The organism is Burkholderia sp. WAC0059 (genome assembly GCF_002870125.1).
Classification (GTDB): domain Bacteria; phylum Pseudomonadota; class Gammaproteobacteria; order Burkholderiales; family Burkholderiaceae; genus Paraburkholderia.
In genome coordinates, this window is record NZ_PNEO01000009.1 from 198,774 (window position 1) to 213,511 (window position 14,738).

General features: G+C 61.7%; 13 protein-coding genes. 8 read left to right on the top strand and 5 right to left on the bottom strand.

Annotation, left to right across the window (positions count from 1 at the left end):
• Positions 1 to 9 precede the first annotated feature (9 nt).
• The 6 genes from CY652_RS11725 (at position 10) to CY652_RS23995 (ending at position 5,836) form a co-directional block, all read left to right on the top strand.
• The gene (locus CY652_RS11725) at positions 10 to 750 is read left to right on the top strand and encodes an amino acid ABC transporter permease (RefSeq protein WP_102130876.1); all 741 of its coding nucleotides are present in this window, start codon (positions 10 to 12) and stop codon (positions 748 to 750) included.
• Positions 747 to 1,457 (top strand): amino acid ABC transporter permease, encoded by a 711-nt coding sequence (locus CY652_RS11730; RefSeq protein ID WP_102130877.1) that lies wholly within the window; start codon positions 747 to 749, stop codon positions 1,455 to 1,457. Before CY652_RS11725 ends, CY652_RS11730 begins: the two co-directional genes overlap by 4 nt.
• A 177-nt stretch (positions 1,458 to 1,634) precedes the next feature.
• Positions 1,635 to 2,963 carry an aspartate aminotransferase family protein gene (locus tag CY652_RS11735; RefSeq protein ID WP_102130878.1) on the top strand — a complete coding sequence of 443 codons (1,329 nt, stop codon included), beginning with the start codon at positions 1,635 to 1,637 and terminating at the stop codon, positions 2,961 to 2,963.
• 96 nt (positions 2,964 to 3,059) lie between these two features.
• Complete coding sequence (locus CY652_RS11740) at positions 3,060 to 3,614, top strand: carboxymuconolactone decarboxylase family protein (RefSeq protein WP_102130879.1); 555 nt, start codon at positions 3,060 to 3,062, stop codon at positions 3,612 to 3,614.
• A gap of 1,190 nt (positions 3,615 to 4,804) precedes the next feature.
• Positions 4,805 to 5,044 (top strand): helix-turn-helix transcriptional regulator, encoded by a 240-nt coding sequence (locus CY652_RS11745; protein ID WP_102130880.1) that lies wholly within the window; start codon positions 4,805 to 4,807, stop codon positions 5,042 to 5,044.
• Positions 5,045 to 5,056: 12 nt separating this feature from the next.
• Positions 5,057 to 5,836 carry a hypothetical protein gene (locus CY652_RS23995; protein WP_146010075.1) on the top strand — a complete coding sequence of 260 codons (780 nt, stop codon included), beginning with the start codon at positions 5,057 to 5,059 and terminating at the stop codon, positions 5,834 to 5,836.
• A gap of 329 nt (positions 5,837 to 6,165) precedes the next feature.
• Here the strand turns inward: CY652_RS23995 and CY652_RS11755 are convergent, their stop codons facing one another.
• The 3 genes from CY652_RS11755 to CY652_RS11765 form a co-directional block, all read right to left on the bottom strand.
• On the bottom strand, positions 6,166 to 6,975 hold the full coding sequence (locus tag CY652_RS11755; RefSeq protein ID WP_146010076.1) for a hypothetical protein: 810 nt from the start codon (positions 6,973 to 6,975) through the stop codon (positions 6,166 to 6,168).
• The gene (locus CY652_RS11760) at positions 6,972 to 7,406 is read right to left on the bottom strand and encodes a DUF6878 family protein (RefSeq protein WP_102130883.1); all 435 of its coding nucleotides are present in this window, start codon (positions 7,404 to 7,406) and stop codon (positions 6,972 to 6,974) included. Before CY652_RS11760 ends, CY652_RS11755 begins: the two co-directional genes overlap by 4 nt.
• A gap of 274 nt (positions 7,407 to 7,680) precedes the next feature.
• Positions 7,681 to 7,998, bottom strand: a complete 318-nt coding sequence (locus CY652_RS11765) for a helix-turn-helix domain-containing protein (protein ID WP_308410383.1) — start codon at positions 7,996 to 7,998, stop codon at positions 7,681 to 7,683.
• 163 nt (positions 7,999 to 8,161) lie between these two features.
• Between CY652_RS11765 and CY652_RS11770 the strand changes: the two genes are divergently transcribed.
• Positions 8,162 to 8,761 carry a hypothetical protein gene (locus CY652_RS11770; protein WP_102130885.1) on the top strand — a complete coding sequence of 200 codons (600 nt, stop codon included), beginning with the start codon at positions 8,162 to 8,164 and terminating at the stop codon, positions 8,759 to 8,761.
• 8 nt (positions 8,762 to 8,769) lie between these two features.
• Positions 8,770 to 9,294: a hypothetical protein gene (locus CY652_RS11775; RefSeq protein WP_146010077.1), complete on the top strand. Its 525-nt coding sequence runs from the start codon at positions 8,770 to 8,772 to the stop codon at positions 9,292 to 9,294.
• Between the two features lie 217 nt (positions 9,295 to 9,511).
• Here CY652_RS11775 and CY652_RS11780 read toward each other — a convergent pair whose 3' ends face one another.
• The gene (locus CY652_RS11780; RefSeq protein WP_102130887.1) at positions 9,512 to 14,431 is read right to left on the bottom strand and encodes a tetratricopeptide repeat protein; all 4,920 of its coding nucleotides are present in this window, start codon (positions 14,429 to 14,431) and stop codon (positions 9,512 to 9,514) included.
• Positions 14,432 to 14,549: 118 nt separating this feature from the next.
• Positions 14,550 to 14,738, bottom strand: a 189-nt coding sequence (locus CY652_RS24655; RefSeq protein ID WP_219723728.1) for a hypothetical protein, incomplete at its 5' end; no start/stop codon positions are given.

A 14,738-nucleotide genomic window follows, 5' to 3' on the forward strand; every position in this document is an offset into this window, starting at 1 on the left:
CGGACCGCCATGATGCCGAACTCCGCGTATCACTTCGACTGGACATTCATGTGGGGCGAGCCTGGCCTGCGGCTGCTGGACGGCTTGCAGGTCACGCTCGAACTCAGCGTCTGCGCGCTGTGCGGCGGGCTGCTGCTGGGCGTCGTCTTCGGCATGGTGCGCTGGCTCGACTGGCGCGTCACCGCCCCGGCGTGCTGGCTGTACGTGGAGCTGGCGCGCAACACGCCGCCTGTCGTGCAGATCATGTTCTGGTATTTCTCCGCGTCGTGGATATTGCCCACGGCACTCTTTTTGCAACTGCGCGATACGGGCCTCGAGTTCGTCGCGGCCGCGTTCGCGCTGGCGCTCTATCACGGCGCGTTCTACGCGGAGATCCTGCGCGCCGGACTGAACGCGGTGCCGAAGGGACAATACGAGGCCGCGCGCGTGCTCGGGATACGCATGCCGCGAACGATCGCGACGATCGTGCTGCCGCAGATGGGCCCGATCATCGTGCCGGCGTTGATCAACGAAACGGTTGCGCTGATCAAGAACACGTCGCTGGCCATGGCGATCGGCGTGACGGAACTGACTTTTCAGTATCGGTACATCGATTCCTACGACTTCCGCGGCACGGAGGCGCTGGTTGCCGTGACGGTGCTCTACATGATCATCTGCTGTCTTGCGAGCGCCGGCGGACACCGGCTGGACTCGCTGTTTTCCCGCCGTCGGACCGCACCGCTGCCGGCGGCGCGGCAGGAGCAAGCATGATGGACTTTTCCAGCGTCCTGACCTGGCCCAACATCGAACGCCTGCTGTTCGGCAATCTCTTTGTCGACGGATCGATGGGAGGCCTGCTGCTGACCCTCGTGGTAGGTGCGCTGTCGATTGTCGGCTCGACGTTGCTTGGCGCGGTCGTGGGGCTGATGCGCAACGCCGGGCGCGCGTACTGGCGCCTCCCCGCGCTCGTCTATATCCAGATTCTGCGCAGCGTGCCGGTGCTGATCCTCGTTTTCTGGGTGTATTTCATTCCTCCGCAACTACTGGGCTTCGAAGTTTCGCCGATCGTGAGCGCAGTGCTCGCGCTCACGCTGTTCACGTCGGCGTACATCGCCGAAATCGTAATGGGCGGGCTGCGTTCGATACCTCAAGGGCAGATCGAGGCGTCCAGGGTGCTGGGGCTTTCGCGCTGGCAGACGCAGCTTCACGTCGTTCTGCCGCAGGCCTTTCATGCGATGCTGCCGGTGCTGGCGGGCAGGTACGTGGTCGTCATCAAGGATACGTCGCTGGCGTTTCTGATCGGCCTGGCGGACCTGACCGACATCGGCCGGCAGATCGACGCGCGTCTGATGACTTCGCCGATGGCCGTCTATCTGACGCTCATCGCGATGTACTTCGTGGTCAACCGGCTGATCTCCCGCTGCATGCACCTGCTGGAGAGCCGCGAGCGGTTCAATCGCCTGTTCGTCCGTCTGTGACGGGGAACGGCGTGTCGCGGAACTGAATCGCCGCGACCGCGAACGGAGGGAAAGTCCGGTCTTAAATGTATGAATATCCGTACATTACGACATGAACGGCTTCTGGCCGCGAACGGATGGGCCCGGGTCGCCGGGCGAATCGAAGGGTAGGTACTGTTCACATTGCGGAGATGAGAAATGAATGCTCAGGAAGTCAAACAGATAATCGATCAGTGGATGGTGCCGACGCCGAACGGCGCCTACATGGCGGGACTGGAGAAGCGTCCGGTCATCGCGCGCGCCGAGGGCGTCAACGTGATCGACACCAACGGCAAAAGCTATCTCGACTTCGGCTCGGGGCAGATGGCGGCGGCGCTCGGCCATAACCATCCGATTTACGTCGAAGCCGTCACGCGCAGCCTCACGACCATCAGCCATTCGACAAAGACGTTTCTCAACGTCGATCGTCTCGAACTGCATCGACGTCTGGGGGAAATCCTGACGAAGCCGTTGCAGAAGACGCTCTTCCTCGTGAGCGGCAGCGACGCGGTGGAGGCCGCCGTCGACATGGCGCGCAAGGTGACCGGCGGCGTCGACGTGCTGGGCCTGCACATGGGGCTGCACGGCTCCACGTCGTTCGTGTCCCGCTCGCTGTCGTTCGGATGGAGCCGCAGCAAGCACAATCTCGCCGCCCAGGCCACGTCGTCGATCCTCGCGCCGTACACCTATCGATGCCCGGTCGGGGATAACTGCTCGTGCGCGAAGGGAACGCACTACCAGTGCCTGAAGACGAGCTTCGAGCTGGCCGCCAGCAACTTCACCGGCAAGCCCGCTGCGGTGATCATGGAGCCGGTGCTGAGCGCGGGCGGGATCATCGTGCCGCCGCCCGGCTACGTGAAAGCGCTGCGGGAACTCTGCGACCAATACGGCATGCTGCTGATCATGGATGAGTCGCAAACCGGGCTCGGCAAGACCGGACAGATGTGGGGACACCAGCACGAGGACATCGTGCCCGACATCATGACGGTATCGAAGCACTTCGGCGCCGGGCTGCCGATCAGCGCGGTCTGCACCACGGCGGCCATTGCGGACAAGGCGGCCGCGAACGGCTATTTCGCCACCCGCTCGCATGCGTGCGATCCGATTACGTGCGCGGCGGGCATCGCGAGCCTCGACATCATCGAGAAAGACGGCCTGGTCGAGCGCGCGGCGCAGATCGGCGAGCGTATGGCGTCGCTGCTCGGCACGATGCAGGACGAGTTTGAATTCATCGGCGACGTGCGCGGGCGCGGCGTGCTTTACGGCGTCGAGCTGGTGCAGGATCGCGCAACGAAGGAGCCGGCCAATGCGATGGCACGGCGCGTGGTGGAAATCTGTCAGGATAACGGACTGATTCTGCAGGCACGCGGCAGTCACGGCCGCATGAACGTGATCCGCCTGGTGCCCCCGATGGTCTGCACCGACGCGCAGATCGACGACGGCATGTCGATCTTGCGGAACGCGCTCAGGACGGCCGCGCAAAGCTGAACGGCGGTCTCGCGCTTTCTCCTTTTTCCCGGGCGAGGACGACGAGGCCGGTTCCGCCAGCATCGCCGGCGGAACCGGCCTTTAATAGACTTGAACATGGCGAAACGACTTCCCGACTTCCGGATCGAGCTGGCGACGGACGAACAGAAAAGCGTGCTCGAAAGCATCGTCAGCGGTCCGCGCGGCAACTTGAACGGCCCGTTTCACGGCTGGATACACAGCCCGCGGCTCGCCGACCATGCGCAACGACTGGGCGCGTTCTGCCGGTACGAAACCGGGCTGCCGCTTCGACTGTCGGAGCTGGCCATTCTCGTCACCGCTGCGCGATGGCGAGCGCAGGCGGAATGGCACATTCACTATCCGATCGCGATCGAGGCAGGCCTTCCGGCGATAATCGCCGAAGCGATACGAAAAGACGAGCCGCCCGCTTTCGACGATCCGGACGACGCGCTCGTCTACGCGTTTTCGACCGAGCTGTACGAGAACTCGCGAATCTCCGACAAAACGTACGACACGGCGCTGGCGCGCTTCGGACGCGTTGTCGTGGTGAATCTCGTCGGCCTGCTCGGCTATTACGCGCTCGTTGCGATGACGTTGAACGTATTCGATATGCGAGCCGAAGGCCAGACTTCGCTGCCGTTTGCCGAGTAGACCGCCTCGGCGCGCGCGGGCTCTCCGACCAGGCGGCCACTTCACCGCCTCCCGTTCCCAGGGCAAATGCGACAGGCTCCCACACGAGACGGCGATGAATCGCGCGGACCGTTTGCGCGGCGTCTGCCCGGCCGTATACGCATTCTTCCCGACGCACCGCTCGAAGCATAGCGGAGCGAACTCGCGCCGGAATCCGTAGTTGCGTCCCCAGCCTTTTCGCTACAAAGCACCGGGCGTGTCCATCGTGACGATGTTCCCATGCGTCGGATCGACAAATGCGCGGTGCGACGGAAAGGCGGCCGCCCGGCTGTTTGAGTTGCATCGAAACCTGATCCGCTCTGCGGCAGAGCCCTCTTGAGGGCGCGCTGGCAGGCGACTGCGTCGGCCCAGGCAAACGTCTACGGAACAACACGCAAAGACCGGCGGAGGCCTGCCTCGTCTCGTAACGCGCGCAAAAAGACTCCATTTCTCGCCGGGCCGCCGCTTCGCCTGGGAAACCGGCACGGGTAGGCCCGCTGCATGCCAGGCGTGAGCCGGAACGCCCATCCCGCGCCTCTCTGAACGGGGCCGCGCGTTTCGGGCTGGCAGGCCTGGCGCGCGGCTGCAGCAACCGGGCCAGGGGAAGGACATCGAAGGAAGCGGACGCGTGTAGAGGAGAGGGCAGGGAGTGCGGTGGGCGAAGGAACCTGATGATGTTTAGACTCCATCCAGGCGCCGTCGGACGCGGGAGCGCCCCGGTGCCATTGCCAGATTCGCGCCGGATATTGGCCCTAAAAAGCACAAAGCCCGGCACAGGGCCGGGCTAAGCACTTGAATCTATTGGTGGCCTGGGACGGAATCGAACCATCGACACGCGGATTTTCAATGAAATTCCGCCTGTTTCTGGCTCCGCAGCCGAACGCAACTCATCGTAAAAACAAGCACTTGGGCGCAGTCAACCGCAGTCGGGCGCACTCATCCACCAGTGCCCTGGCCAGATTCCGGCCAGATTTTCCGCACCACTGCAGTCTGGGTGGATTGTACTTGGACAGCAGCCATTCCGCCATACCTGCATTCGGAAAACCCCGTCCGTTTCCTGTGCAACGATGGGCATTTCCCGGCATCACTGCGCTGTCCCGATCCAGTCTTTTTCCGTCATGCTCACGGTGCTGCGCTATACGGGTCATTAGTTACGACCAGGTATTTCTCACATGGCCCAGCAGCCCACTCCCCGCCTCGCAACAGACGCCACCGTCATCCGCCAGATCAACAAGCAGACACTCTGTGAACGTCTGTCGATCTCCGAGCGCACACTGGAAAACATGGTCAGGGAGGGCTCCTTCCCACCGCCTGTCCGGATCGGCAAGCATGTTTACTGGACCGAAGTCGCCGTGCGTCGCTGGCAGGAGCAGGTCTTCAGTGCCCAGGAAAACTGGAGTGGGCATCAGTGACATGGCTTCGGCATGGGTACGATCCCCGGGAACAAGCAAAACGATCGCGCACAGCCCCGATCGCGCATCCTGTTACAAAAAAATATCGCCCAATCCTCCATGGTTAATTTCTCCGTGGCGGCCCTGTTTCGACGTGGAGGGCAAAAACAGCGTGCTATACATCCCGATCCCAACACATCAGAGGCGCGAAACATGGGAAGTTCCTCCACTGGATTGACACGACCAGCTCCCACCAGGCTGTGCGAAGTCCATGACTTCATTGCTCCTACGATACAGGCGGCGCTGGGTATTTGTCTGACTGTGAATCGGATGGAAAGTACGGTTCGCAAATTGAGCCGGCAGCTTGCCGAACTGAAGGTCGGACCACTATTGGAAATCGACCCGACTCGCATCGCCAATCTTCAACTTCAAATCCGGTTCTTGCGCGGCACATGTGAGATGCTGGAAGACGAAGGTCTTCTGGAACTCGGCCGGTCACTGGTGGAAAATGCACCGTTCATCGACGGGTGCACAACGCTGGCACAGCGATGCGAGTTGCTGAACGCGAGTCTCGATTATCACGACAATCTGACCGGCAAGGATGGCTTGGTCAGCATCCTGTTGACGTGCGAACTCGGGGATTTCGTCGAAGCACAAAATGCAAAAGACTGTCATCTGCCGCTACGTCGGGCGGTCCGCCGAGCTTTCGACCAGTATCAAAAAACGATGGCGGAGAAAACACGTGAACCGCAGTCCCAGTTCGTACTGCCGCTTTGGTCCTCCATCGAGACCAACGACCACGTCGCCGGTTAACGTCGTTCATGCTATGCTCTTCGCCGTCGCTGATGACGAGAAGCCCGCCAGAGTGGCACGAAGGTGAGGCGTAATCTAGCAGAAGGTGGAGCCACATGGCGCAAGCCATACCATCGAGCGTGGTGACCGGGAGAACGTTGGATTTATCTAACGCCCGGACTCTGTAGCCCAGGTGACCGGGAACAGCGGGCGCCGCTCCGACAAAGACACGAAAAGCCAACCCCTCGGGTTGGCTTTTCCTTTCGTGCGCCAGGATCGGGCTGGATCACAGGAGATCCAGGCCGCCCTGCGACGAGATTGGCGACGGTACGGCCGATTGCATCCAGCACTCAGAGCATCAATCGCCTGAAGACAGGGCTGGAGGCTGTGCCGAGTTCCGCATGCTCCATGCGCCGGTGGTTGCCCTCGCTAAAAATCACCGCACCCGGGTTCCGACCGGCAAGCAACAGCGGATACCACCACGGTGGCTCGCTGCAGACCTGATGCCAGTCACCTGTGCCATCGTTGCCGCTGACGTGAATCTCGAGGCAACGATCGCATGCGAGCATGTCGGCAACCAGGCCATCTTCACGGCCCTCGCGATGCGCGACGATATTCAGGTGCGACAGGTCGATAGCATAGGGTACCCCTGACTCGAAGACGACACGATATTCGTTCCAAGTGGAGACAAGCTGCTTGCCGTGCCGGTCTGGGTAGAGCCCTTCGACCGCCACCGGGCAGCAAAACAGGTCAGTGCAACGGCGGGCATTGTCCAGCACCTGATCCAGCGTCGCGTGATGACGGCAGCCAGCATGGGCGCTATAGGCCGGCGCATCGAGCCTCCGGCTAATCCGCGCCGCCTGCTTGAACCAGTCCAGATCCACATCGAATGTCGATAAGTCGGCAATCCGGTGCCGCTGCAGCACACGCACGTTGGCATGCAGGCGAAACTGCGTACTCGGAAAGGCGCAACGCAGCGCGTCGACCCGCTCTTCATCGAGCGGCCCGAATGTCTGCGGCACAAGCTGAACGTGATCCATGGAGAGCGCGCCGAAGAGCGGCTCCACATGCGTGGCAGCCAGTACATCGGGGATGCCGCCAACCGCCAGCCCCGGCCATCCGGCCAGCGAGCAGCAAACCCGCAACCGGTCGGGGCTCACAGGCCGCCCTCCGTATGAGCCGCTTCAATGTAATAGCTGTTGTGCGACATGCGCACTTCGCCGGTCACACAGTCGAACCTGATCTCTCCTGTGCCACCCTGATCATTTTCGTAACCGGGGTGATGCAGCGCGATCGCGCGTTCGGCAAATTCGACCAACGCATCGTACAGTGAGTTGTCGTCCGTGATGAAATACACGGACTTGTACTCGTGGGGGATGCGACCGCCGTACTCCCGCATGGTCAGGACAATCTGCGCACCAGGCAGTTCGTTTCCGTCGATATCAGCGATGAGAAGCTCGGTCAGACCACCGTTATCGTCGCAACCCGAATAAGTGATCACCGCGGATACCGCACCTGCATCCTGCAACGCAGTAAGCAGCACCGCTTTGTTATAGAGAAGGACCGGATCGACCGGATAACGTTCAGACATACCGCTCTCCTGGAGAAGCGGGGTAACACCCGCGGGTCCAGGTATAGCGCTACAGGCCTACCATGATCTGGTTCGCAAACTCCCCCAGCATCTGAACGGTGATTTCGCGGTCGCTCTTACCAGGCCATCAAGACGATTCCGTCCTGCCAATCGCAACGCCCTGATTCGATCAGCATCCGGCCAGTTTGCGAGCCTTGGGCGGCAACCGAGCGGCAAGGTGTCCAGCGCGATGAGCGCTGTAAGGGAAGACCATGCCAAAGCAGTCGGCGGCCGACTAACTAGCCGAATTCTTAGAGTCTGCTGCGCCTTGGGGACGCCGGAAAAGCTCATGCGCAGGTACGTCAAGGGCGATTGCGAGACGCTCAACATTGTCTATCGACACGTTGATCCGCGCCCTTTCGACCTGGCTGATAAATGTCCTGTCGAGACCAGCAGCAAAGCCCAACTGTTCCTGAGATAGCGACCTCTGAACACGGACAGCGCGCACATTGAACCCCAGAACGTCTCGCAATGAAACGAGCGTCGGGCGTGGGTCGGGGCCTTTCAACGGGGCTGGCATGACCCCAATAGTTCCTATATGATGCACAAGCATCTACGGCTTTTGCATCACGCATCAGACCAGCAAGATCCTTGAGGCACTGACATCGGCCGCCGGTGTGCCGCCTGTAAATCGAGGATCTGATTACAAAAATCTTTCATCGACAGGGCCGATGTCTATAGCACCCGGCTAACCAGAATCAGGGCATGAGGAACCTATGAAGCGAGTCTTTTTTTTCGCGGCGATCTCCGTTATTGCGGCAGGCTGCACCGTGCCGGCACCCAGGATAACTAATGCCGCCGGCCAGCCGGTCAGGTTCGAAAATCCCCTGCTTTCGAAAGACGAACTGCGCAATGCCACGTTTGTCCTGCTCGAGAAGAGCATCGCAGACGGCAAATATCACCTGGTCAGTGTCTCCAAACAGCGGCAACCCATCAAAAACGCTCGGCAAGAGCGCATCGCGTTCAGCGCAGACTTGACTCACTACGCACCCGACTATCAGGACCGGGACTTCCAGACGTACAACGATCCACTCAATTATCAGCAGAAGACGGTGGTCTACATCTGTGACGCGGCACACCTCGCACTCATGAGCCGGGAACCTGCCATGTACACGCCATGTAACAGCGCGTTCGCCACACGGTTTATGCCGATGGGAATCGAAAAAAATTATGCGATGGGCCGACTGGACGAAGCGACGTATCGCTCGTACGAAAGCCCTCAAACGAATCAGATGCGGATCGTCAATTCCCCCCGCTATGCTCTTGATCAGGCTGGAGTGATGCAAAACCTCGGGCAACTCGAGAACGCCAGATGAGGTGCCAGGTGAAAAGGCTCCTGACTTCCTCTGCCATTCTCGCACTCGCCCTGATTGCCCGACCGGCCTTCTGCGAGGGCACACCGGCACAGCCCCTTGAGGTCAATAACGCCTGGGGAGTGTTAGACCATTACATCCGCGACACCGCGAGCCCAGTTCTCTTCGTCGTATTGAAAAGAGACGGCGCACATTGGGATATCGACACGATATCCGATCGCGCAGTTGATCTGAGAAAGACGGATGACCGGGAAATGTTCGTCGCAACGCCTGACCTGCAGCACTGGAGCAGCGCATATCAACTGATGGTCAACAATTGCGATTCTTTCGAGATGAAAGAGGACGATTACAAGTCGATCTGCACGAGCCAGTTCAGCGAAAAGAAGATCGGCCGCGCGATATTCGCAACCGTCATTGGATCAGGGAGAGGTGGCGTCGGTGTCTCGTACAACACTGATGAGGTCGCCGCCGCCATTCACAGCATCCGGCCAGATCAGGCACAAGCGAAACTGACCGCATACGAGCAAGGGCAGTAACTCGTACTGGATGCCACCCAGATCGAACAGCGTTGCCCCTGGCTGCGCATCCACCTGTCTGCCATCCCTTGCGCCTGCGGCCGCACAAAATGCAAGACATTCTCGTCCTGCGCCGGCATCTTTCCGGCCTCCAGTTCGTCGAGGAAATCCTTCCGGGTAAAGTGAACGACGGCCGCACCAGCCGGAAGCGCTCGGCACGCCAAGTACGAATTCTTCTTCACAGCAGGCTGGCGAAACGCCACAGCCGCTGCAAACCCGTCGTCCTGTGGGCCCATAAACGCCGCACGTCGGCCATGAGCTTCGCCAGCGTCTTCTGCGCCTTGGATTGGAGGCGTACCCGGGCGAATGCCCCTCGCAGTGTTGCGGTCTGCCCGCTCTCCACGGCAAAGCGATACGCGACCATCACATCACGCAACGCCCGATAGAACGGGCGTATTTCTGCGCCCTGCGTACGGTCGAGATACTGCTGCATCGCATCGAGATCGCCACCCAGCGCGGCGTCGATGGCGAGCCAGACCATGGCATCGGGCCGGCTGGGCTCCTTTGCGTGAGATGCAGCCGAAACCTCATGAGCCACCTCAATCATGCCCAGATTACGCATCGCGATCGCAAGATTGTCCAGGGCCCACCATGGAGCATCGTCGCGCCGCCAGTCGTGCATCCACTCAATCGCCTCCTGAAAGCTGTTACCCGTCACCAGCCCGTAGCTCACCTCGCCCCAGTCACTGGGGTTAGCGCGCATCACCGCCCCATAGCATTCCACGATCATTGGCACGATGCCATATCGCTTTTTTTGCGTAACCGTTTTGATGAACACCCTCTTTAGCCGGTTATCACGGTCGGCTTTCAGATAAGGCTCAAGCTGATCGAACAGCCCGGTATCGGCCAGGTCGAACTCACGTTCGAGCCAATAGCCAATCGCCGGCTCGCATGCCTCGCCGTCAGCACATGCATCGCGAATCGCGTCCAGCAGCAGCCGCTTGCCGTGCCCCTTCGGCACCGCCTTCGCGGCTTCCCCGAACATGCCAGCCTCCGCAGGCGCAGCGCGCACGATTTCACGCAGCGGCTGGGGCATCCCACCGCTGAAATCGCCGGCTACGGCATAGCGCAGCTCGCGCAGCGCGACGGCGACGCCAGGAAAGCGCTCGCGCAGGATGCGCAACACGGGTTGTGTCTCTTGCCACGTACTTTGCAGCAACAGATCGGCCAGCGTAAAGCCGGCGAACGCATAATTGTGGTCGAGATCGAACGCGGTACGCAGACTCTGGATCGCCAGTTCGATATCGCCTCGCTTGCGCAGCGCCTGGCCGAGGTGGCCGTGTGCAATGGCGGTGCCCGGCGCGAGGCGGACCATTTCACGCGCCGCGCTCTGATACTCGTCGAGACGCGGGGTCGTGCCAAGCCAGTCGGCCAACTCCTGCCACAGCGAAAAATCGTTGGGCTCCTCGGCCAACAAGGCATACATGCCGTCGATCGCTTCGCCGGCCTTTTGCTCATGCCACAGCGCGCGCGGCACATAACGCCTGATTACGGTGGGCGAACGCTCGCCCCACGGCGCGGTCCGCACCGCCTCGCGCACCGCATCGAACTGTCTGAAACGCACTAGCGCGTTGAGCCGAGCGATGTAGACAAGCTGGCTGAGCGGCTCCAGTGTCGTGGCACGCTCGAGTGCCGCGCTGGCTTCTTCGAGCGAGTTTTCGCTATCGGCGAGCCGGACCCAGCAGGTCACGTTGTGCGGATGCAGTTCGACCGAACGCACCGCGATACGGCGCACACGGTCGATCTCGCCTTGCTCGCGCGTCCACGCCGACGCCAGCTGCCACGCCTCGATGTGCTCCGGCCAGCGCTCGAGCGCGCGCTCAAGCGTATCGACCGCATCCTCGCGCCGCCCCATCTTCCACAGCACCTTGCTACGCAGCACGTGACAGTCCACGCTCTCCGCGCTGCGCGACAGCGGAGAATCGAGAAGAGCCAGCGCAGACTCCAGTTGAGCAGCGTTGCCGAGCGCAAGATCGACGTACAGGCGGATCGCCCAGCCCCACGCCGGTTCGAGCTGCAAGGCGCGCCGCACGCTCTTGTGGGCGTCGTGCGGCCGCCGCTGCATCGCCGCGATACGTGCAAGCTCGTAATGGAGCCGCGCCGTAAAAGGAAAGCGCTCGACGGCTTCTTCGAGTTGCGCCTGCGCCTCAGCCAGCTTGCCGGCTTCGATGCGATGTAAGGCCGGCACGAGCCACGCTTGCCACAGTTCTGGCCGACGGGCGCGCAGCGCATCGAGCCGCGCTTCGAGTTCCTCGACGGACCAGGTAAATTTCGCAAGCGGCTGGAAAAGCAGCAGAGCGGTCCCTTGCGTTGCCTGCTGGAGCAACTGCGCCTCGATGAACTCAAGCGCTGCAAGCCGGTCCTCGTGCGAATTGCACGCCGTCACCAGCATGTTGAATGCGTAGCCCTGGTCAATCGACCGCTGTAGCGCTTCGCGACATTGGGCCTGCCCCGCTTCGACCTCCCCGGCGCCAAAGTGCAGGCTCGCGAACACCGCGTATGTATTCGCGTCTTGCGGGGCGAGGGACAGCGATTGCCGGGCGGCCTCCCATGCCTCGGGCAGGCGCCGCTGGCCCGCGAGGTTCGTGGCAAGCTCACGCCACATGAAGGCGTTCTTTCCGTTCAACGAGAGCACGTGTCGCAACACCGCTTCACGCTCCTGTGGCGAATCCCCGGCCAGCCATTCGAGCAACAGCGCGTGCAGGGCAATGATAGTCCTATGCTGCGCGCAGGCCTCGCGCAAACGATCGACCACGGCGCGCCGTCCCGAACGTTGCGCAAGGATGTCGACGGCCTGGCGCCACACGTCGTTGCGTAGGGGTTCCTGCTCGCACGCGCCAGCGATTGCCGTCCATGCATCGTCGAGCCGGCCTTCTCGTAGCGCCAGCGTGGCCTCGACGCGCAGCCGGTCGACGGCCCGCGTACGCCCCTGCGCGGCGAGCAGCACCTGATGCGCCTTCTCCACCTCGCCATACTGAAGATACTTTTGCGCACAGAAGAGGCGCAGCACCTCGTCGTCGGGTCGCTGCCGTAACGCGTCTTCGGCAAGTGCGAAGGCCTCCGCCGTGCGCTCGAGATTTTCCAGTTCGCAAAAGTAGGTGATCGTGGGACCCGCCGACCGTACGCCCAGCCGCTGTTGTCGTGCCCCGAGCCATGCAAGCCCGTGCTCGATGTCTCCGAGCGCCCGGCACGCACGGATATAGGCCGAGGCCATGTTCTCCTGCAGATCCGCGAGGCACGCGGCAATCCGGTAATGTTCAAGCGCGTGGCGTCGGTCGCCGGATAACCACAGCACGTTCGCCATGGCCTGCCAGGCACCCGCATCGACGGGGTGCTCGCGCAGTGCGCGCGTCAGAGCCTGATCGGCCTGGCCAAGCTCGCGCGCGTCTTCCGTATGCAGCATCGCAAGACGGGTCAGGAGCGGCGCATTACGCGGATGAAGCTGCACAGCGCGCTCGGACAACTCCAGCACCTGCGCGCGCGTGCCCACCTGACCCAACGATTGCTGCCATTGCAGTAGCAACTCGGGCCGCTCGCCGAAGCGCTCGACCAAACGCTCCACGATTGCCGCGGCGGCCGTCGCGTCGCCGTCGTAGTACGCGAGGCTACGCAGGCTCCAGAGCGTCAACCAGTGGTCGGGCGCGCGTTGGCATTGCGCATCGGCGGCGGCCTGCGCGGCATCGCGATCATGCTGGTTAAGCGCGCGCATGACCGCGTAATAGCTGTCCCATTCGTTGGCGTCGGGCAACGTCACCCCTGTGATGCGGTGCGCCTCCTCCGGCGGCAACATCACCATGCCGCGCGGCCCGCCGGCGCGCTGCGCCTCGAACAGCGAGTCGGCATGGAACTCCGCGTGAATACGCTGCGTCGGGTCGCGAACCAACAGCGTGTGGCGCAGCGCGTCATAACCGATTACGGCCTGAAGATGCCCCGAATCCGTGTTCTGGGTCGTCAGCGCGAAAGGCACACCTGCGTCAATGAGCGCCGTCGCCACATTCCAGTCCACCGTGAATTCGTGCGCAAGAAAGCCGTTTCGCTCAGTCCAGGCACGTTCACTGTGCGTGGGCGTTCCGTCGTAGCAGATCTGTTCGGCAATCTCCAGATGCTTCGCCGGGCGTCCCCAGAACTGGCTAAGCGCACTGAGCGTGGCTGGCGAGCAGGTCATGTGATGCTGGCGCACGAAGCCCACGTCGAGCAGCACACGGCGTGGCGCTTCGCCCTCGGTCAGGGCGTCGATGCGTGCCGCGATCGAGGCGTGAAATGGATCTGCCGCCGCAATGCAATGCATCCTCGATTCGGCATAGCGTTTACGAGCAAGCAGATTCCCCGCGCTGGCCTGCTCGAACCAGATGCGGCGCGCCCGGTCGGCATACGGCGAGTACACCCGGCTTCGCTCGAGCGCCTGCCATGCTTCGTCGAAACGCTGGTGCTCACTCAAAAGGCCGAACAACTGTATCTCGAGGTCCGCATTCCGCATGGCTGCACGGGCGCTCTCGAGCAGCGCGATGGCTGCTTCGTCCTCACCGGTTATCGACAGTAGATACGCGAGCGCCTGTACGGCCGAGCGGTAGTCCGGGTTGAGCGCAAGTGCCTTCTTCGCGGCGTTGATAGCCTCGTCGCAACGATCCTCCAGCGCGAGGCCGTAAGCGTATTCGACCCAGATCCACGGCGAGTCCGGCGTGAGGTCTCGCGCGCTGGCAAAGAGACGCCCCGCCGTTTCCCAGTCGAGGAGCCCGGCCGCGATACTGCCACGCAGCGAATGCCATTCGGCCGTACAGGTGAGCGACGCGTCAGCCGGAAGCATCCTGCTACTGGTCCAGTGCCAGGCATGATAGAGCCCACGCCGCTCGCTCAGGATGCGCGCGTAACCGAGAATGGCATCGGGATCGTCTGGGAACTGGCGCCAAAGCTGGACATCGATGGCTCGCGACCGGCTACCGTTGCCGAGATGGCGAAGAACACGCGATAACAGGACTCTTGCCTCGACGCCCGAATCCTTTTGCAGCTCTTCGAGCAAGGGCAGCGCGACGTAGCTGTTTCCGCTATCGGCGAGTGTGCCGACGCGTTCTTTCAGGTCCAGTTCAATGGCTTGATTCATCGGGTTCCCGGGCGAAGAAGGCGGAGATCAAGAGGCAAAAACACGGCACTCATGGAGAAACTTCCAATTTTTATGTAACCTGCGAATGACCTACGATCCAATATAACGGCTTGAATTTCTATAAATCGAGGGGTGTCCCGTGCATTCTCGCAATATAAAAGTTGACGTTATCGTGGCGCTCCGTTTTATGCCAGATCAGGCCATGCGATAAGGAGCAGGAGCCGGGAGCAACGGGTTTCAATTGTTCAAAGCGCGATCTGTTGCATGCAAGGAATGGAACGCGACGAGAGCCGACGGCAATCGAGTG

What these genes read in the sequence shown, in the direction of transcription:
- CY652_RS11770 (WP_102130885.1), top strand. Translation starts at nt 8,162, where the DNA reads ATGAAGCGAGTCTTTTTTTTCGCGGCGATCTCCGTTATTGCGGCAGGC.
- CY652_RS11780 (WP_102130887.1), bottom strand. Translation starts at nt 14,431, where the DNA reads ATGAATCAAGCCATTGAACTGGACCTGAAAGAACGCGTCGGCACACTC.
- CY652_RS11765 (WP_308410383.1), bottom strand. Translation starts at nt 7,998, where the DNA reads ATGCTTGTGCATCATATAGGAACTATTGGGGTCATGCCAGCCCCGTTG.
- CY652_RS11735 (WP_102130878.1), top strand. Translation starts at nt 1,635, where the DNA reads ATGAATGCTCAGGAAGTCAAACAGATAATCGATCAGTGGATGGTGCCG.
- CY652_RS11740 (WP_102130879.1), top strand. Translation starts at nt 3,060, where the DNA reads ATGGCGAAACGACTTCCCGACTTCCGGATCGAGCTGGCGACGGACGAA.
- CY652_RS11745 (WP_102130880.1), top strand. Translation starts at nt 4,805, where the DNA reads ATGGCCCAGCAGCCCACTCCCCGCCTCGCAACAGACGCCACCGTCATC.
- CY652_RS23995 (WP_146010075.1), top strand. Translation starts at nt 5,057, where the DNA reads ATGGGTACGATCCCCGGGAACAAGCAAAACGATCGCGCACAGCCCCGA.
- CY652_RS11760 (WP_102130883.1), bottom strand. Translation starts at nt 7,406, where the DNA reads ATGTCTGAACGTTATCCGGTCGATCCGGTCCTTCTCTATAACAAAGCG.
- CY652_RS11730 (WP_102130877.1), top strand. Translation starts at nt 747, where the DNA reads ATGATGGACTTTTCCAGCGTCCTGACCTGGCCCAACATCGAACGCCTG.
- CY652_RS11725 (WP_102130876.1), top strand. Translation starts at nt 10, where the DNA reads ATGATGCCGAACTCCGCGTATCACTTCGACTGGACATTCATGTGGGGC.